Source organism: Paenibacillus sp. J22FR21 (genome assembly GCF_056269135.1).
Genome location: NZ_JBWDNJ010000007.1, coordinates 94,975 through 114,933 on the forward strand (window position 1 = coordinate 94,975; position 19,959 = coordinate 114,933).

A 19,959-nucleotide genomic window follows, 5' to 3' on the forward strand; every position below is an offset into this window, starting at 1 on the left:
TATGAGCGTAATCGGGACTTATTTCTTCCACCTATAGAATCGGAATAGAACGGAGTGTATCATTCATGAGCCAGCCCGTAGAGGTACCATGCGATTTGTTTCTAAACAGCCGTGAGAGCGTCCAATTCAATTGGGGTCATGTTCAGCGTTTGTCGTTGCAAGTTGCGATCGCGCAAGTGCCTGACGAAGAAGACTACGTGTCCATTGTTCAGCAGGATCAAGATCAAGATCATCATGAGCAGGTGCATAAGGAAATTATTCGCGTTTATTCCGGAACTTCGGCTGCCGTACAGCAGTCTTCAATTATCGTGGAATTTCGTACAGACGCACGTCCGAATCCGTTAACCTTATCTGTTCCGTGGGATGCAGTCGGTCGCGAGGGACATTCATTATTCCTCAGCTATAACGGTCACTCGGTTCGCTTCTATGTCGATGGCGTTCTGGTGGACGAAGATTGGCCGATGGGTACACTGCCGCTCGCGAATGTGGAGATCAGGACCGGTCAGGCCAGCGATAAACTCTATGTATGGAAGAATGCAATCACCCCTGAGAAACCTGCGGCGCAGCTCGAGGATCAATATCTTGGCGTGGAGCCAACGTCGATCCAGTATTGGAGGCCGCGTGGATACAATACCGGAGTCGGGGATTGCATGCCGTTCTTTGATGGTGAACGATTCCGTTTGTTTTACTTGTACGACCGTAGAGGTCATGCGAGCAAATGGAGTCTTGGCGCGCATCAATGGGCTCAGATAAGTACGCGTGATTTCAAAACCTGGGAGCATCATCCCATGGCCGTGGCCATTACAGCGGACTGGGAAGGTTCGATCTGCACGGGTTCGGTCATCGTGAAGGATGATAGGTATTATGCTTATTATGCCGTTAGGGCTACGGATGGTTCCCCGGCCAAGTTAACGTATGCAATCAGCACCGATGGATCGGAGTTCCACAAAACAGAGCAGTACATAGGGCTGTCCAATAAGTATTCGCTGGCATCTGTTCGGGACCCGCATGTGTTTCAGGATGAGGATGGCGTGTATCATATGCTGATTACAACGAGTCTGCTCGCGCCTTCTCGCAATCAGGGCTGCTTAGCCCATTTGACGTCAGAGGACCTCGTGAGCTGGACTGAGCTGGAACCGTTTATCGTACCGGGGTATCATGATGAGCCGGAATGCTCGGATTATTTTCAGTGGAATGGCTGGTATTATCTGATTTACAGTAATGACGGCGTTGCGCGGTATCGTTATTCCCGGGAGCCGATGGGGCCTTGGCTGCGGCCGGCGATGGATGTATTCGATTGCGTGCAATGGCGCGTGCCGAAGACGGCCGCCTATCATGATGGGAGAAGAGTTGTGGCGGGATTCCTTTCCACACCGGATAGGTACGCAGGAGAACTCGTTTTTCGTGAGCTTGTGCAGCATGCTGATGGTACATTAGGGTTCAAGCCCATGCCGGAACTGGCGACGGAGCCGGTTGCTACGCATGAGATTGACCAGGTAGCATTAAACGATTTCAACGGATTTATCGATCGCGATATTGATTTCGATGGGTTCGAAGGGGATCTGATCTTTTCTTGTCAGGCAACCCCTGGAAACCGCAACTTATATTACGGCTTATCCATTGCCGGACCAAGCGGATTCGAAGACGGTTATGATATTCGATTCGATCCTTCCCGCAGCAAAGTCGGCATTCACCGTGCCCATTGTTCCTCTTTGCTCGAGAATGAAGCTGCTTCGATCTATGGCGTCCAAGCCTTGCATGAAACCACCTCGATTGAGGTCGTGATCAAACAGAATTGGATCGACCTCTGTGTGAACGGCAATCGGACCCTAATTTCGAGATTTCAAAGACAGGCTCAAGCACCACTGAAACTGCGGTTATTCGTTCAATTCGGCAGCGCCACATTCGATGATATTCGGATTGGGGAACTCGCTTAGACCGTTGAACGTAAAGGAACAGGCGAAGTTTAAGAAATCCTTTAGATTTTCCCCCACTTCTTCTTAACAAGTTTTCTTTATCCTTAGATACATAAAGGGGTAAGGGGGCTTGGGAAATGAAGAAGTGGGTTTTTTGTTTTGTAATACTCGTATCGCTGTTGTTCGGCTACGGTGTCCGGGAGACCAAATTGAGCGCCGATAACGAAGTTCAACTGAATGAAAGCAAGCAAGCTCAAGAGGCATCGTCTCCAATGAGTGAGCTTCATATAGACGTAGATCAAATTTATAAAGGCGACTTATTGCTTGTGAATAAGGATCATCCGGTGCATCCGGAAAGTGAGGAGACCGGGGCGGTTAATTTGTCTCAGCATCTGGAGCTGGTGAATGGATTCCGTTTATTGGATAATGAGATTGAGCTGTCGCCAAGTTTGGCACGTAAATTTGCGGATATGGTCAAGGCTGCAAAGAACGATGGCGTGAGCCATTTTATCATCAACAGCGGTTATCGAAATCATGAGGAGCAGAATCTGCTTTATAATCAGAAGGGTGCTGATTACGCCCTGCCGGCAGGCTACAGTGAACATAATTTGGGGCTATCGCTGGATATCGGTTCGACCCAAGCGGAGATGAGTCAAGCGCTTGAGGGCAAGTGGCTGAAGAAGAATGCATGGCGATATGGGTTTATCCTGCGGTATCCTGAAGACAAAACGGAGATCACGGGCATTGAGTTCGAGCCGTGGCACTTCCGTTATATTGGTTTGCCGCACAGTGCTGTGATGGAGAAGAAGAACTTTGTCTTGGAAGAGTACTTGGACTACTTGAAGGACAAGAAGCGAATTACGATTACGATCGATGATGAAATCTATGAGATCTCTTATTATCCGATCACCGGGGATACCACCATTCCCGTACCGGCCAATGGCAGGTATGAGCTGTCAGGCAACAATAAGGACGGGGTCATTGTGACCACACAAATCAAGTAATGGAAGTATGAAACTTACGAGCATGCCTCATGCTAATGGAATCCAGGGAGGAACGAATGAAGTCGATCACAATTCTGATAGCAGATGATGAGGCGGAAATTGCCGATCTTATCGAGCTGCATTTACACAAAGAGGGCTACAACTGCATAAAAGTGACGGACGGGCATGAGGCGGTCGCTGCGATCCAGAAGCATCCCATTGACTTGGCGATTATGGATATTATGATGCCGAAGCTGGATGGCTACGAAGCAACAAGGCAAATTCGCGCTCATTATAACCTGCCGATCATCTTCTTAAGCGCCAAAACGACCGATCTCGATAAGATTACCGGACTCGTCAGCGGAGCGGATGATTATGTCACCAAACCGTTCAACCCCATGGAGCTGGTGGCTCGCGTGAACGCGCAGCTGAGACGATCCATGCTGCTGAATCAGCCTGCAGCAGCGAATCCACTGGTAGTGGAAGCAGGTGGTTTGCTGATCAATCCAGAGCAACGCAAAGTTGTTCTTTATGGGGAAACGATCGAGATTACGCCAAAAGAGTTCGATATCCTGTACCTGCTGGCCAGTCATCCGAAGAAGGTGTTCAGCGCGGAGCAACTTTTTCTCCAGGTGTGGGGTGAAGCTTATTTTGAAGGAAACAATACGGTCATGGTTCATATTCGTACCCTCCGGAAGAAGCTTGGTGAAGATGTTCGCAAGAACAAGCTGATCAAGACGGTATGGGGAGTGGGGTATTCCTTCCATGGCTGAGATGGTCCGCAGCTTCCGATTTAAGATGCTTCAGTACTTTGGACTGAGCATGGTTTTGTCAGGCGGCATTACTTATCTGCTCTATAAAGTGCTGCAGCTTTATTATTCGACTACCAAGCGGGAAAGCCCGCTCTTTAGGGTACGGACTTTTATCGGCGAAATCGGGGATATCAACTTTTTCATGATCGTTTTTATCCCGCTCTCCATTCTGTTTTTCTACCTCTTCACCAGCCGTTATGCGTCTTATTTTCGTGAAATATCCAGCGGAATCAATCAGCTTGCCAAGGGAGACTTCAACAATCGTGTACAGCTCTCATCCAATGACGAATTCGAGGATATCGCGCGGGACATTAACCTAGCCAGTGAGAAGTTGCAGGAAGCGCTGGAAAGAGGCGATTTTGCAGAGAACAGCAAGGAGCAGTTGGTCTTAAACTTGGCGCATGATTTGCGCACGCCGCTGACTTCGGTGCTTGGTTATCTGGATTTCATTCTTCGGGGCGATCAGCTGACAGCGGAGCAAATCAACCACTATACGAGCATCGCGTACACGAAGTCGCAGCGACTTGAGAAGCTGATTGACGAGCTGTTCGAAATCACGCGAGTGAATTATGGCAAGCTGCAGGTGGAGAAGAAGCCGCTTGATCTGAGCGAGCTGCTCATTCAGCTGAACGAGGAGCTCTATCCGGCGTTGGAGAAAAACAATCTAACTACGCGCCTGAATGTGGCTCCGCATTTGACTGTCATGGGGGACGGCGAGCTGCTGGCGCGCGTGTTTGAGAATCTGCTGACCAATGCCATTCGCTATGGCAGAGAGGGACGGTTTGTCGATCTCAACGGCCACATGGAAGCGGAGGAAGCCATCATTCAGGTGGTTAACTACGGCACCAGCATTCCTCCGGAGGAGCTGCCGTACATCTTCGATATGTTCTATACCGGCGATAAAGCGCGTACCCATCGCGGCGAAGGAAGCACAGGCCTTGGCTTGTCCATCGCGAAGAACATCGTGACGCAGCATCAAGGGACCATCACGGCACAGAGCGATGTCATTCGCACGCTGTTCGAGGTTCGTTTGCCGCGAAATATGGGAGCCGACGCGGGCGGGGAAGCTGAGTCTTTGTAGGAGGCGCGGTTGCTGGGCCTTGGGAAAAATCGCTTGATGAGCTCATTTCTACCCGAGGACCGACTCGATAAGCGGTATATCCGCTATCGGTGCCTCCAACTAGCTGGTTTTGATACTTTAAGCGGCATATCCGCATAACGGCTTCGGGAGAGACAATTACCCGGAATCCGTAAGCTGAGAGTTTGATTTGCGAACCCTCAGCCTTCATCGCGAGGGAGCTTGCTCCTGCAGAATTACGAAGGCGAAGGTTAATAGCATAGACACGCTCGCTCGCTTATGGGTGGGCTTTTTTTTATTTCGGAGAAGGACCATAAATTGACAACGCTTACATATAAATATGGTACAATCTAGTTGCTTGCCGCTCATTGATGAAATGGGTTTCATTGCTGTAGCGGGCGAGTTTATTGCTCTATTCCTGCTTATCGATTTGATTTGATCGTAAAGGGGGTGAGGCGAAGCGAAGGGACGGACGGAGAGCGGTCCACCTGAGTTACGTGATCAGTTACCTGATGAACATTCGAATGATGAGAGGAGCAATGGCGTAATGTTGAAACGAATTGGTTTGTCCATTTTCAGCTGGGTGGTGATGGTGACGATGATGGGATCGGGCTTGGGAGGCATGCATGTTCCCAAGGTAAGTGCAGCTGCTTATACAGCTGTCGTTAATCCAAGTGTTCAATATCAGACATGGGAAGGCTGGGGCACGACGCTCGCTTGGTGGGCGCACCGTGTCGGAGGTGCATCGGATTCGGTACGCAACGACTATGCGGATCGGCTGTTCAGCACGAGCGGGCTGAATTTGAACATCGTGCGCTACAATATCGGTGGCGGTGAGAATCCCGCCTATCCGAACCATATGGACTTGCGGGCGCGGATACCCGGCTTTAAGGCTTCGGCTACCGCTAGCTACGATTGGACGCAAGATGCCAATCAACGCTGGGTATTGAACGCCGCTAAGTCACGAATCAGCCCGAGCGAGTTCATTGCTGAGGCGTTCGCCAATTCACCTCCGTGGTGGATGACGAAGAGCGGCAGTGTTACCGGGAATAACAACGCCGACGAGAACCTGAAGGTGGATATGTATGATGATTTCGCGGACTATCTGACGACGGTTACGCAGCATTTTCAGACCAGCTGGGGCATTAATTTCCGCACACTCTCTGCCTTTAACGAGCCAAGCTCCAATTATTGGACGTTCGGCAATCGCCAAGAGGGCAACCGCATGTACGCCGCTAATCAGCAGATCATGATCGGTGAGCTGTACAACTCGCTGACTGCCAAAGGATTAACGACGGGCATCAGCGCGCCGGAAGAAACGAGTATCGACCTTGCGAGGGATACGATTAACAGTTACTCGGCGGCGACTAAGGCGAAGCTTGTGCAGTACAATTCGCATACGTACGGGGGCAGTGACCGTGTAGGCTTGAACACCGCAGCCGGCGGCAAACGGATCTGGAACTCCGAGCACGGTGACGGGGAAGCGAATGGAATCACGATGTCTCGGAATATTTTGTGGGATATCAAGTATATGAAAAATTCAGCATGGGTCTATTGGCAAGCGGTAGAGACACCGGGCGGCTGGGGGATGATCGAAACCGATCTGAATAATGCCAGCGCGAACCTCGGCACCTTCACCGTGAAGAAGAAGTACTATTCTATGGCTCAGTGGAGCAAGTACATCCGCCCAGGCTACAAAATTCTCTATATCGCCGATGGGGATTCCATCGCAGCGTATGACAGTACGGGAAGCAAGCTCGTCATCGTTACGGTCAACGACTCCTCTGCTTCCAACACGGTGACGTATGACCTGTCGCAGTTTACGAACGTGACGGGTTCGGTGACAGGGACTCGGACCAGCGGCACGGAGAATTTGGCTGCGGTTTCCGGTCTTACGCTCTCGAACAAGAAATTTACGGCGACGGTTCCGGCCGGTTCTGTCAGTACCTTCGTCATCACCGGCGTTTCCGGTGTCACTACGCCGACAATCGATACGTCAGCCTACTACAAGCTGGTGAACCGCAACAGCAGCAAGTTGATGGATGTTAGCCAAGCATCGCAAGCGGACGGAGCAGATGTTATCCAGTGGACAGACAACGGCGGCACGAACCAAATGTGGCAATTCGTTTCCGTCGGCAGCGGTTACTACAAGCTGGTAAATCGCAATAGCGGTAAGGCGCTCGATGTGTCGGGGCAATCGACTGCGGATGGCGGCAATATCATCCAGAATACAAGCGGCACCGGTCTTAGTCAGCAATGGCAGCCGGTGCTCGTCGGAAGCTATTACAAGCTGATCAACCGAAATAGCGGCAAACTCGCGGATGTCAGCGGCGCATCAACCGCGGATGGCGGCGACGTCATCCAGTACTTCGACAACGGCGGAACGAATCAGCAGTGGCAGCTCGTGAAAGTGAATTGATAGCGGAATGCCTTAGTATGGCTTCATCGTAACCATGCAGCCAGCAGCCGGACCTGATAAGGGTCCGGCTCAGCTAGGTGAGAAGCTAGCGTTTAGTATCTTATCGTTCTTCTACTAGATTCGGCCCACGTTTAATGCGCCTCCTACAAATAGAGCAAAAGCGAGCAACTCACACTCCGCATCTCGCGCTTCTGCAACTCATACTCCGCAACTCGCAATCCACATCTCACACTCCTGCATTTCACACTCAGCATCTCGTCTACCACATCCATAATTGCGCATCTAGCCAACCGCTTCTGACACCCCTCATCTGATTCGCGAACATCTAACGAACCGTGGAGGCCTTATTTGGCCGAAAACCGGGGCTTCAAGAATCTAACGAACTGTACAGGCCTTATTCTGGGAAAATCGGCTTCCAATTGCCTCGATACCATCAAATAGAACCTGTACGGTTCGTTAGAATTTTTTGGGAGCTATTTTCGGACAAATAAGCCCCGTACGGTTCGTTAAAATATTTCGCACTTCCCAAAATAGCAAAAACAGGCTGAGCATCTCAAAGCTCATGCTCAGTCAGGCACAGCTTGCGGAGAAACTCACGAATGTTCGTAAGACAGCAGCCTCGAGCTGCAAGGGGAGTCCCCTAACCAACACATGATGGTTGGATGGTTGTGACAGCCGGCCCCCAATTAAGCCGGAAGGGTTACTTTTTGGCTGCAGTGATGTTGCTGATTGCCTACCAATCAGAGCGGTAGTCTACCTTGAGAGAGATAGAGTCTCAGACTAGCGAATGATCATCTAAGCGGAGTATGATGGGAATATTGTGTGGAACGATCATAGGTTTTCAATAGGGGGAAGAATGCGTGTATATCGGTGTTGACGGCTCCAAAAATCAATGGGTAGCAGCTCTATTGGATGGTACAGAGGAAGAGACGACAATCCGCTATGTTCAGGTAGAACGTTTGGAAGAGCTCTGGGCCGAATTCGGCACGACCTGCCGGAAGCTGCTGATCGATATGCCGCTCGGGCTTAGCAGCAGCGGCAAACGTCGGTGTGATGAATTAGTTATGGATATGCTGGGTCCTGCCAATAAGAAGAGATGCTTCCATGCGCCAAGTTACAATGCGTTAGAGGAGTGGCGGCGCCTTACACGTGCAGAATCGGATGGCGAACCAGCACGATCGCCAAGAGAGAGGTACAACGCGATTAATGGCATTAATGTTACAGAAACGCAAATTAATCTGACCCCTCCCGGCTATGCATTGGTCCCCAGAATTGCGAATGTACGTGACTTCGTATTAAGCATCGCGGACCGTTCCGTGGTTTCGGAAGCACATCCTGAAGTTTGTTTCCTGGCTTTATCGAATCGTGGAAGCTTCTCGAGCAAGCATCATCTCCCAGGCTTATTCGAACGGCTCGCGGTTATTCAGGCCCATATCCCGAATTATATCAACGATGTCGCTAGTGGCGGAGACCCGGTCTGGAACAATGTTTCAGCTAAAATGGACGATGTCCTGGATGCGACAGTCCTTGCGCTGACCGCTCGATTGATGATGGAGAACCCGGCAAGTACAAGGCGTATCACGAACGAGCCGCCACTAAACGATCTGTCGGGCATTCCGATTGAAATCGTTTATGCGCAGCAGTAACAACAATCATAATTCCAATAGAACAGAGGTAAAAATCTTCAATTGACGCCTATTTGGCTGTAAAGTACGATATGCGCAAAGCACAATAGAGACATTGTGCTAATCCACTCACAAAGGGGGAAGATTGGTTACCTGTCGTGCAACGCAACGCAACGCAATGCAAGAAAGCTTCTATCCACCACGGGTCGACATGATTAAAACTCGATTGGGAGGTTCTATCATGAAAAGAAGCAGCAGGATCTCGGTTGTACTGATTATCGCCATGCTGGCTATGTTGATCTCGACGTTAGCCATGCCATCAAGTGTTAGCGCTTACAGTACGCCGAATACAAGAGGCGGAATAATGGGGCAATGGTATTTTGGGACGCAAGCAGAACTCAATACGGCCGCAGATAATGTCGTAGCCGCAGGCTTGAAGTGGGTGCGGTTGGATTTGAAATGGGACATTGTGCAAGCAGGCGGAGCTACCTCCTATGACTGGAGCTGGCCTGACAAAATGGTCAACACAGCGCTTAGCAGAGGGCTGAAGGTAATGCTCGTAGCCGGCTACACGCCGAGCTGGGCGAATGGCGGAAATTCGGATACCCGCTACTATCCGAATGCGGCGAACATCAACGCGTGGAAGAACTTCCTCGATCTTGCCGTAAGACGCTACTTGCCGCTTGGCGTAACGACTTATGAGTTATGGAATGAGCCGAATTACTCGGTGCAATCCAGTCCTTCTTTATTCGTCAGCAATATTCTCATTCCGGGATCGACTGCCATCCGTGCAGCTTCTACGGACTTGCAAGTACCGGTTACGATCGTTAACGGCGCACCGGCAAACCTCATCAATACATCGGGAATCGTGGATCCGTATGATTGGGTGACTGGGATTTATGCGAACGGAGGAAAGAACTATTTTGATGCGCTCGCGATTCATCCTTATTGCTGGCCTGCGGCTCCGACAACGCCGAGCGTATGGAACGCCCTTCTGCGGGCGAATGAAATTCATACGATTATGGCCAACAACGGAGACGGAAGCAAGCAAATATGGGCAACGGAATTCGGATACCCCACATCCGGTCCGAATACGGTAACGGAGCAGCAGCAAAGCGACTATATCGTGTCTGCCTTCCAAGTGTGGACGCAGTCTGCGTGGGCAGCTTGGACGGGGCCGATGTTTCTGTATACGTACAAAGATGGCAGCACCAATCTGAATGATCCGGAATCCAACTTCGGATTGCTGCGCAACAATAATACGTTTAAGCCTGTCATGAGCCAGCTTCTCTCGATTATGACGAACTCGCCTCCGCCACCTGCTCCGGCCACCTCAGGTTATGGCGGTACGACGCCGCCGCCTACGGGAGGAACGACGGTCTACGAAGCGGAGAACGGAACCTATGCCGGCGGCGGGCAGCAGCAGAATGCAACTAATGCGTCTAATGGCAAGGTTGTCGGTAATTTGAACAGTGTAGGCGCGTCTTCCCAAGTCAACAGTGTAAATGGCGGCGCAGGAGGGAATGCGACTCTAGTTGTCCGCTTCTCCAACGCGAATACGAATGCGAGAACGTTAAGCTTGTACGTGAACAATGTGAAAATCCAGCAAACCAGCTTCGCGCCAACGGGCAGCTGGAACACGTTCTCCAATACGGGCTCCATAACGATACCGTTGAATGCGGGTACATCGAATACAATTAAGATTCAGCGAGACTCCGCCGATAATCCGGCAGCGGATATCGACAGCTACACAGTTACAACGACGTCTTCCTCTTCGGGCCTCTTAATTAGCGGCTTTGAGAATACGGCGCAATGGGCAGGAGAGGCTACGCGAACAGCAGATACTACGAAGAAAACCGAAGGCGCTCAATCCATCAAGTTCCATTACACGGTGCCTTCGAGCGGCTGGGCTAACGGCTACTACACCATTAGCAGTCCTTATGTAGATATTGCTAACGCTACCAGTTTGAAGATCGATGTGTATCCGACAACCCAATCACCATCGGGGCAAACCGAACCCATTGTGTTGAAGCTCCAGGATCAAACAGGCGGCGTCATCTATGAGAACCGGCTGCCTAATTTGACGGCCAACCAGTGGAACACCGTGACCATCAGCTTGACCGGAATCGCCCAGGCCAATCGCCATCAAATCAACAATGTGAATTTATATGTGTGGTCCGGCTTTACCGCTCAACTTAACGGCAGAACGACGCTGGATTACTACTTCGATAATTTGAGAGTGCAGTAAGCAGGCAGGGTACAAAGTGTCATGAGTGGTGAGGGGCAATCTTCTTAATGTTCTGTCCTTTCGTGAGCAATGAGCGCATGCATTGTTGCATTCCAACTTTAACGGTTGTGACAGCGGTTAAACGGTATAAATTTAACCTTTTTATTTTCTAACGATTGCGAGCGAACTTATTTGAACGTTTTTCACTAGAAATCGATCATTTTGCTACAGATAACGTCTGTCACAACCGTTAGCGTTTCCAAAGGGCTCATTTTCATGAAATAGCCACGCTGACAACCGTTAAAGTTTTATTCAAGTTGTATCGACAAAAAAGTGGCTGTCGAGACGTTCTCGACAGCCTGAGAAGGTACAGTCCCTCAATAACGCTGAGGGACTGTACCTTTTATTCGATGCCCATTCTTTTCGCTTCGGCATTAACTTCATTAATCATCCGATCCAGCCCTTTGGCCTTGTAGCCGTCGATGATGGATTTCCATATCACCTCAACGGGCAGCTTGCTGATCATGACGCGAATCATATCATCGTTGTCGAAGATGGTGAACGTATCCTTCGCCCTCGTGGATAGGTTCGTCAGCCGCGGCTCGTATGCCTGCTTGCTCGTCATGCGCAAGGAGTAATCAATCAGTTCCTGCTGCGCATCGTAGGCTTCGGGCGAAATGCCGGAGAAATTGGGATCCAGCCCGAACATGCCATCCCAGTTGACCAAATTCGCGAAGGCTGTGAACGATGGATATTTTAATAGAATGTTGGTATTCGGATCGCTCTTCTGTATGGCATTTCCACTCTTTGTGTAATCGACATCGATCAGGCCGTAATGCCGCATCTCCAGAAATTCCGGAGAGTTCATGTAGTCGAACAGCTGCAGGATGCGGTCCATCTTAGCCTCGCTCACCTTAGACGAGATGTAACTCTCGGACCAGAAGGTTTTGAACACCGCACCGTATCTGTTGCCGTCCGTGCTCGGAAGAGGCTTGAGGAACCGGACACTATCGTAGAAGTCCTCATCCTTCGGGTGCAGCTTCTGCCAGCGATTCTTGTTTATATTGGAGTCCACGGAGCGGAACATCCCGGATGTGATGAGTGCCGCCACCTTGCCTTCGGCAAACTTATCAAAGCCCATATTGCCCCTGGTAATCGGCAGATCCGGATCAATCAATCCGTCCGTATAGAAATCTCGAAGCAGCTGCAAGGACTCGACAGCGTGTTTCGAGAATACGGCTGGAATAAAGCGCCCATCCTCCTTGATCCATTTAAAATCACTGCCGCTGCCGTCGCTTGTTGCAGCAGGCGAGCTGTACAGCCAGAACAATCCGCCCAGCAGCAGCTTGGAGACGGAGGTGAGACCTGTAATACGCTTGTTCTCCGGATCTTTATCCACAATCGCTCTTAGCATGGCCCGGAACTCATCCCATGTCTCAGGTTCTTTGGTAATGCCTGCTTGCTGAGCCAGATCCCAACGATAGGCAACCAATCGGTCCAGAACGTTATAGTCGGTGCTGTCGTAGGTTTTGCGCGGGATAAAGTACAGCTTGCCGTTGTCCTTCAGATCTTGAAATTCAGGCGTTGCCAAATACTTGGCCAAATACGGATAGGCGGATAAATCGCGGGGCAGCGGCTTAATGACGCCTTGATCTCTCCAATTGCGGTAGTACTGGGAATTCACGGCATCCACTGCGAAGATATCAGGCAACTGGCCCGTGGAAGCCCACATCTGAAACTGCTGCACGTAATTTGCGGTAGTAATGGCAATCGGTTTTATCGTGATGTTGAGCTTCTTCTCTAAGCGTTGGATAAGCGGGTCCTCTGCAAGCGAGTTATCCGTCAGCTCCCAGATCGCAACGGAAATATCCATATGCTCAGGCGGAGCAGAGGAAGCGGGCTGCGCCGGCAGTCTCTGCTGGCTGGTGTCGCGGCAGCCTACAGCAGTGGCAACCAGCAATACGATTGCCAGCAGAAGGGACAGCCGTCTCGTCACAATGTTCATCTTCATGACTCGCCGCCCCCGTTGCTCAGCATTCGATATTGCTTCGGAGTTTGCTGGGTGTTCTTCTTGAAGATGCGCGTGAAATAGAAGTAATCTCGGAACCCGATCGTTTCCGCAACCTCGCCAATCGGCAGATTCGTCGTACGCAGCAGGTTCTTCGCTTCTTTTAGTCGCACATTCGTTAAGTACTCCGTAAACGTCACTTTGATCTCACGCTTGAACAGCTGGCTTAAGTAGTTCGGATGCAGGTAGAAGATGCGCGAGATGCTCTGGATGGAGATATGATTGCGATAGTTTTCATTCATATATTTAATGATTTCCTTCAAGTTCGCGTGTTCGGTTTCGCCCTTCACAGGGCGGGATGCGCTTACAACAGATTCAGAGGCCCACTCAAGCTCGTCGTTTAGGCTCTCCTTCAAGCTTTCGATCATCTGATCGAAGCTCGGATAGAGATGATGCAGCTGCTCCTTACTGAAGATGTAATCGTCCTCGGACGAATGAGAAGCAGAATGAAAATAAACGATATTATAGATTCGGAGCGTATGGTAGATCGTGAGGCATAGCTTATTCGAAGGCAGACACATCTCATCCAGCAAGTCGTTGGCAAGGGTGAATTCACGCTTCGCTACCGCTCGCTCAAGCCTTCGGATCAGAAGCGCTGCTGTATCCTCCTTCGACTGCTGTTCCTCCCAATACAGATCCCGGCGATTATGAATAAAGAAATCCCAGGCACGCACCGTGCATTGTTCGATTCGCTGCATCATGCCCTCTAGATTCCGGTCTGACTGCTGGATGCCTATGCCAAGAATGCCGCCCTGCAAAGGCAATTGGATCGCTGCTAATAACGCATCCCGATCAGCCGCCTGCACCCAATAGACACTGCGGGAATTACCAAGATTAAGGCCGACATAATTCGTCTCCGCAAGGAACGTTAACCGGCCTTTGCCGCCGACGGTAACGAGAAGATAAATGGCATCTGAAGTGACGCCGGCATCCGTTAAGATTTCATGAAAAGAGGATTGTGCCCTTGCCGTAGCCGGATCATCGAGCAATTCCAGCAGCTTGCCTTCGCGCTTGTGTTTGATCTCATCCAGATTACCGGCTGCCGTTTGAAGCAAGGTATGGATTTCATGATCGTCGAAGGGTTTGAGGCAGTAGCCCAGCACGCCGTAATTCAAGGACTTCTGAACATAGGCAAATTCAGCGTAGCCGCTAATGACGATAATTTGAATATCCTTGTCCAGTTCTTTAATCTGCTTAATTAACTCAAGGCCCGATAACCCCGGCATGCGGATATCGGTAAACACGACATGCGGCTCGAGCTCTTGAATCAATTGAAGCGCTTTGGTGGCATTATTCGCTTTGCCCGCAACAGAGAAGCCGGACTTCTTCCAATCCACGCCTGCCGCCAAACTCTTCAGAACAAGATTCTCATCGTCCACGAGAAGTACTTTATACACGGATATCCCCTCCCTGTTGTACGTAGTGACTTGGCATCGTAAGGGTTATGCATGTTCCATGACCGGCTTCACTTTCGAAGGTGAGCCCATATTGAAAGCCATAAGCTAAACGAAGTCTATTATTCACGTTAAGCAAACCTATGCTGTCGCTGTCCGATGAATCCTGACCGTCACGGCTCAATGAGGAAGGTTTCTCCAACAATTTGCTTTGAATACGGTGCAAGGTTTCCTCATCGACGCCCATTCCATCGTCGGTGATGCGGAGCACGAGCGTCCTGCCATTCTCGACTTCACCGACGATCGTGAGGTTTCCTTTGGAGGTTTTCGGTTCAAGTCCGTGGAAAATCGCATTCTCCACGAGCGGCTGCAGAATCATTTTGAGCACCGATACTTGCAGGGCTTCGTCCGTGAAATGATAGGTAACGTCGAAACGATCCTCGAAACGAATCAATTGCAGATATACGTAAGACTTGACCGCATTCAGCTCCTGATCGAGCGTGACGTAACCGGAGCCTTTGATGCTGTAATGAAACAACTTGCCGAGTGCCTTAGTCATTTCGACGATTTGAGGAGCCTCTGCTTCCAGCGCAACACCTTTAATCGATTCTAACGTGTTATACAGAAAATGCGGATTGATCTGGCTGCGCAGATAAGCCGTGGCGGCTTTCTCCTTCTCGATCTCCGCCTCCAGCAGATGGGTGTTTGTCTCGACGAGGCGATGCGTAAGATTGTCGATCTCACTTAACATCCCGTTCAAATTCTCGGCGACCACGTTCATTTCCACATTGCCTTCCAGGTGAATGGTTGTTTTCAGATCTTTGATGCTGCCGGATTTGATGCCGTTAATGAATCGCACGAGCCGCTGAATGGGCTGCACGATATTATTCGTAATCACCGCGAAAGGCACGGCCATGAGTAGAATCGATAGGATAACGATGAGAATGCTGCGGTTACGCACGGAGTCGAGCTCCGCTAACAGCGCTTCTTGCGGAACGAAGCTGAGCACGGAAGCATTGATCTGGTCGAGCCGCTGGATCTGGATGGCACCCTTGACGCCACCGATAGAATCGGTCAGCTTCTGCTCACTATTATGCTGGCTGCTTAACGTACTAATTGTTCTGGTGATATCGGGCGAATTCGTCTCCGGATAGACACTGCCGAAGTGGTCGATGAGATAGAATCCGACGCCGGGCTCCGCCTTGCTCCTGTCGACATCGAAGAACATCGCCTCCACGTCGATAATGACGGCTATGTAGCCGATTCTGTTGCCATCCGTGCCGTTGCCGAGGTCGCTGGAATAGATATTCTGAGCGAACAGCATGCTGTTCTTTGAAGCGGAGCTGTAGTCATAGGCCTCCAAGCCGCTGACATACACGGTCTTGCTGGATTCGATTGCTTGGTTGGAGCGCTGCACGAAATCGATGCTGCCGTTAAGACTGTAGCGCATCCCGCTGGTACCGATTAAGACGATATCCCGGAAGCCTGTTCGGCCTGCCTTTAATGAGATGATCTTGCGGTCCAGTTCATTACTCATCTCGTACAGTAAGCTGGGGTCGTTCTGCGTCATGAATTTCTGCACGAAGGGATCGAACCCTAGGCTGAGAATAATCTGACTGATTTCATCGGTCTTCTGCGAGAGATTAAGCTTGAATTTACGAATGGTATCTTCGGTATATTGATTGTTGTTCTTAATTACAATTTGAGAGGTTTGGGTGTACAAGGAGTAAATAATCATCAGCATGATGATCACAATGAGTGCAACAGCCAACTGAAGCTGCGTCTTGATGCGCAATCTCGTTAAAATTCCCATGATAGCACCTGTCCGTATCGAGAGTGAAATGGAGTTTATGTAAATGAGTATACCATCATCGATTTCGAAAGAGTCGGTTTCAAGCAAAGCTCTTAGATTAATCCATATTCTTATAATTGGTTTACATACTTTTTGCTCTTCAAGTTGCCTATAGGAGGGGGCCGGTGTCTCCTCTCTGTTTGTTTGCGTTCCAAAGCAGGCTTAGTTTAATCCAGTTTTATCTAATCCGCGGTCATACTTAATTCGGAATAATGCGCCTATAATCACATTTGTAAGCCATTACATGCCGGGGGGAATTCACTTTGATCAGAAAGAAACCATTAGCCGCATTAACGTTAACGACGATGCTGGCGCTGTCCGTATTGTCGGGCTGCGGGAAATCAAACAACGATAACGCGACAACGAATGCTTCTGCGAATGACAAGGAATCTACGAACACCGCTGCAACTGCAAATACGAGCACGAATACGAATGCTGCCAATGCGACTACAGACGAAAGCACCGCAGCAGGCCTGGAGGGGAAGGTCGTCTTCTGGTCGATGTGGAGCAATGCGGAGCCGCAGGCGAAAGTCATTGATGAGGCTGTCAAAGAATTTGAGGCTGCAAACCCGAATGTGGATGTCGAAGTGAAGTATAACGGTCGTGACATTAATAAACTGATCAAGCCGGCTCTCGAAAGCGGAGAGCAAATTGATATCTTCGAGCAAGACCCGGGCTCGGCGCTCGGCAATCTGAAGGATCATGTATTGAAGCTTGACGAGCTCTTGGAGCAGCCGTCGATCGGTATCGATGGCAAGTCCGTGAAGGATTCCCTGCTTCCATCGCTGATGGACTGGGTCAAATCACTGGCTGCGCCGGCAGGTCTTGAAGAAGGCTACTATGCCATTCCTCAGCAGCCTTACGCGGTTCTGTTCTTCTACAATAAAGCCCTGTTTGCGCAAGCAGGCATCACTGCGGTTCCTACTTCATGGGAAGAGTTCCTGGCGGATTGCGAGCTGCTCAAGAAAGCAGGCGTAGAGCCGTTAACATTCGATGATGCTTACCGCGATCTCTTCATCGGCGGTTACCTCGGAAGCGCGATGGGCAGCGATTGGACCGACAGTCTGGTCAAAGACAAAACAGGCGAGATGTGGAAAGATCCGATCGTCCTCCAGTTTGCGAAAGACATGCAAATCCTGAATGACAAAGGATACTTCTCCAAGAAAATCGCAGGTAATAAGTATCCGGCAGGACAGCAAGATCTGGCACTGGGCAAAGTGGCCATGTACTTGAACGGCACTTGGCTGCCGAACGAAGTAGCGGCAACAGCAGGTCCTGACTTCCAATGGGGCTCCTTCCAATTCCCTGTCGTGGCGAACGGCAATGACAAGGGCGGCCAACAAGGACTTTCCTTCGGCGCACAAGGCTTGTTGATGAATAAGAACAGCAAGAACGTTCCTGCTGCATTCGAGCTAGTGAAGTACCTTGTCGGCAAGAAAGCGCAAGAGGGCATGTCGGCGCAAGCACTTGCGATTCCGGCTACGATTGACTCGACATGGCCTGCTCCGCTTGCGGAAGCTGCAGTTGCTTTCGGCAACGCGAAGGTTAACATGCCTTGGGGCTTCGGTATCGACAACGGCGGCGATTTCTCGAGCGGCACGGTTCTCCCGACATTCATGGAGCTGGCAACAGGCAAGATCAAGCCGGAAGCGTACGTGAGCAAAATGGCAGACCAAGCGAAAAAGTTCTATGAAGGCAAGTAAGGCTAAGTAACGCTATTGCAAACGGAACGCGGCGTTCGTGGGAGCGCCGCGTTTTACGAATTTGAGGGCTGACATGTTGCGGGGGTGCTGTCATGAGAATGAAAAAATCGATTATCGCGCTGTTCTTAGCGCCGGCCGTCATTATATATTTGGCTATTTTTCTCTATCCGACTTTGCGTACATTCGCTATGAGCTTCTATAATATCCCGACTCTCTCCAGCCGTATTGCGGAGTGGAAGTTTGTTGGCCTCCTGAATTACAAGGATGTAACGAGCAGCACTTATTTTATCGGGTCCGTCAAAAATGTTCTTGGCATATGGGCGCTTGGTGGCGTGCTGATCTTCACCTTTGCATTCCTCTATGCGGCCATCCTTACATCCGGGGTAAAAGGGAAAAACTTCTGGCGGTCGCTTATTTTCCTGCCGAATACGGTCTCCGCGGTGGTCATGTCCGTTGTATGGCTGCAGTATATCTACAATTCGAGTTTCGGATTGCTAACCTCCGTATTTAATCGCCTGGGCTTAACGGCGCTTGCCAATATACAGTGGACGGATAACGAGCATATTTACTATGCCATGATTATGGCGTTCAGCTTTGGTTCGATCGGTTATTTCATGCTTATCCTGAATGCCGGTATCAACCGCATTCCCGGCGATTTCTACGAAGTGGCTACGTTAGAGGGGGCGAGTTCGTGGACGAAGTTCTTCAAAATCACCTTGCCGCTGCTGCGGGATGTGTTTCGTACGACGCTGGTCTTATGGACCATCACGGCGTTCAATTTCTTCGTATGGTCGGCGACGTTCGGGCTCGATGATCCGCATACCGTTACACCGGGGTATTACATGTACCAGAAGGTGTTCGGCATGGCCAAAGGTAACTCCGTGCTGACCGATGGCGGGGCATTCAACGTCGGATCAGGAGCTAGTGTAGGCATCTTGATTACGTTAGCGACTCTGGTTGCATCTGCACTCATCAGCCGACTTTTCCCGAGGGACCGTTTGGAATATTAAGAGGAGGAGGAATCTTCATGCGTAGCGTAGCAATGCGAAAGAAAATGAATCTATTACCGGCTTACATTCCGCTCTATGGCTGGCTGATCTTCTCCGTCATTCTGTTCGGTTGGGTCATCCTGGCATCGCTGAGTTCAACGAGAGATATTTTCACGAATTCCTTACTGAAAAGCGGCATCCATTTCTCTAACTATACGGACTTGTTCAAGCAGCAGGACATTGGGCGATATTTTGCGAATAGTGTTATTTATACGGTTACGGCCTGCATCGGCATCGTCGTCGTTGCGGCTCCGGCTGCGTACATGCTGGGCCGAGCTCATTTCAAGGGACGCGGGCTGCTGAACATGATGTTCATGTCCGCGCTTGCGATTCCGAGTATTCTCATCTCGATTCCGCTGTTCTCGATCTTCGTGGAATTGAAGCTGACCGGCTCGATCATTACGCTGATTCTCGTTTATATTTGCACGAACGTACCGTTTGCCGTGTTTTTTCTCACCAGCTTCTTCTCCTCGGTTCCCAAAGAGCTTGAGGAATCTGCCGCAATGGATGGCTGTGGTCCGATTCGAGCGTTCATCCAAATCATTCTGCCGGTGGCACAGCCGGGCATCATTACGCTATCGATCTTCAACTTTCTAGGGGTGTGGAACGAATACTTCTTCGCGCTGATCTTCTCCAATGATGCCAATTCGCGCACACTCGCGTTATCGCTGCAATCCATCGTGTACGGGTATGCCAATACGGGCAATTACGGCGGTATCTTCGCGGCCTGTATGGTCGTGTTTCTGCCTAGCTTTATCGTGTATTTGTTCGTATCCAAGCGAATTATCTCGGGTTTGACTGTAGGCGCTGTAAAAGGATAAAAGCTGGGGAGA

13 protein-coding genes are annotated in these 19,959 nt (G+C 50.3%); 10 read left to right on the forward strand and 3 right to left on the reverse strand.

Annotation, left to right across the window (positions count from 1 at the left end; genetic code table 11):
* The first annotated feature begins 65 nt into the window (after positions 1-65).
* The 7 genes from AC0YNS_RS23700 to AC0YNS_RS23730 all read left to right on the forward strand — a co-directional run bounded on the left by AC0YNS_RS23700 (position 66) and on the right by AC0YNS_RS23730 (position 11,081).
* Positions 66-1,937: a glycosyl hydrolase gene (locus tag AC0YNS_RS23700; protein ID WP_475783410.1), complete on the forward strand. Its 1,872-nt coding sequence runs from the start codon at positions 66-68 to the stop codon at positions 1,935-1,937.
* A gap of 116 nt (positions 1,938-2,053) precedes the next feature.
* Positions 2,054-2,920 (forward strand): M15 family metallopeptidase, encoded by an 867-nt coding sequence (locus tag AC0YNS_RS23705; protein WP_475783411.1) that lies wholly within the window; start codon positions 2,054-2,056, stop codon positions 2,918-2,920.
* A 56-nt stretch (positions 2,921-2,976) separates the two neighbouring features.
* Positions 2,977-3,672 carry a response regulator transcription factor gene (locus AC0YNS_RS23710; RefSeq protein ID WP_475783412.1) on the forward strand — a complete coding sequence of 232 codons (696 nt, stop codon included), beginning with the start codon at positions 2,977-2,979 and terminating at the stop codon, positions 3,670-3,672.
* A complete protein-coding gene (locus tag AC0YNS_RS23715) occupies positions 3,665-4,792 on the forward strand; it encodes a HAMP domain-containing sensor histidine kinase (protein WP_475783413.1) in 1,128 nt (375 codons plus the stop codon). The genes AC0YNS_RS23710 and AC0YNS_RS23715 overlap by 8 nt, the downstream gene beginning before the upstream one ends.
* A 544-nt stretch (positions 4,793-5,336) precedes the next feature.
* The gene (locus AC0YNS_RS23720; RefSeq protein ID WP_475783414.1) at positions 5,337-7,208 is read left to right on the forward strand and encodes an RICIN domain-containing protein; all 1,872 of its coding nucleotides are present in this window, start codon (positions 5,337-5,339) and stop codon (positions 7,206-7,208) included.
* Between the two features lie 860 nt (positions 7,209-8,068).
* Positions 8,069-8,854 carry a DUF429 domain-containing protein gene (locus AC0YNS_RS23725; protein WP_475783415.1) on the forward strand — a complete coding sequence of 262 codons (786 nt, stop codon included), beginning with the start codon at positions 8,069-8,071 and terminating at the stop codon, positions 8,852-8,854.
* Between the two features lie 220 nt (positions 8,855-9,074).
* Positions 9,075-11,081 carry a hypothetical protein gene (locus tag AC0YNS_RS23730; protein ID WP_475783416.1) on the forward strand — a complete coding sequence of 669 codons (2,007 nt, stop codon included), beginning with the start codon at positions 9,075-9,077 and terminating at the stop codon, positions 11,079-11,081.
* A 382-nt stretch (positions 11,082-11,463) separates the two neighbouring features.
* Here the strand turns inward: AC0YNS_RS23730 and AC0YNS_RS23735 are convergent, their stop codons facing one another.
* From AC0YNS_RS23735 to AC0YNS_RS23745, 3 genes are read right to left on the reverse strand one after another with little or no spacing between them, the layout of a single operon-like run.
* Positions 11,464-13,071: an extracellular solute-binding protein gene (locus tag AC0YNS_RS23735; protein ID WP_475783417.1), complete on the reverse strand. Its 1,608-nt coding sequence runs from the start codon at positions 13,069-13,071 to the stop codon at positions 11,464-11,466.
* Positions 13,068-14,525 carry a response regulator transcription factor gene (locus tag AC0YNS_RS23740; RefSeq protein WP_475783418.1) on the reverse strand — a complete coding sequence of 486 codons (1,458 nt, stop codon included), beginning with the start codon at positions 14,523-14,525 and terminating at the stop codon, positions 13,068-13,070. Before AC0YNS_RS23740 ends, AC0YNS_RS23735 begins: the two co-directional genes overlap by 4 nt.
* Positions 14,518-16,335, reverse strand: a complete 1,818-nt coding sequence (locus AC0YNS_RS23745; RefSeq protein WP_475783419.1) for a sensor histidine kinase — start codon at positions 16,333-16,335, stop codon at positions 14,518-14,520. The genes AC0YNS_RS23740 and AC0YNS_RS23745 overlap by 8 nt, the downstream gene beginning before the upstream one ends.
* A gap of 302 nt (positions 16,336-16,637) precedes the next feature.
* On the opposite strand from AC0YNS_RS23745, the gene AC0YNS_RS23750 reads away from it, so the two are divergent.
* The 3 genes from AC0YNS_RS23750 to AC0YNS_RS23760 all read left to right on the forward strand — a co-directional run bounded on the left by AC0YNS_RS23750 (position 16,638) and on the right by AC0YNS_RS23760 (position 19,947).
* Positions 16,638-18,077: an ABC transporter substrate-binding protein gene (locus AC0YNS_RS23750; protein WP_475783420.1), complete on the forward strand. Its 1,440-nt coding sequence runs from the start codon at positions 16,638-16,640 to the stop codon at positions 18,075-18,077.
* 92 nt (positions 18,078-18,169) lie between these two features.
* The gene (locus AC0YNS_RS23755; RefSeq protein ID WP_475783421.1) at positions 18,170-19,087 is read left to right on the forward strand and encodes a carbohydrate ABC transporter permease; all 918 of its coding nucleotides are present in this window, start codon (positions 18,170-18,172) and stop codon (positions 19,085-19,087) included.
* A gap of 17 nt (positions 19,088-19,104) precedes the next feature.
* Complete coding sequence (locus AC0YNS_RS23760; protein ID WP_475783422.1) at positions 19,105-19,947, forward strand: carbohydrate ABC transporter permease; 843 nt, start codon at positions 19,105-19,107, stop codon at positions 19,945-19,947.
* Positions 19,948-19,959 lie beyond the last annotated feature (12 nt).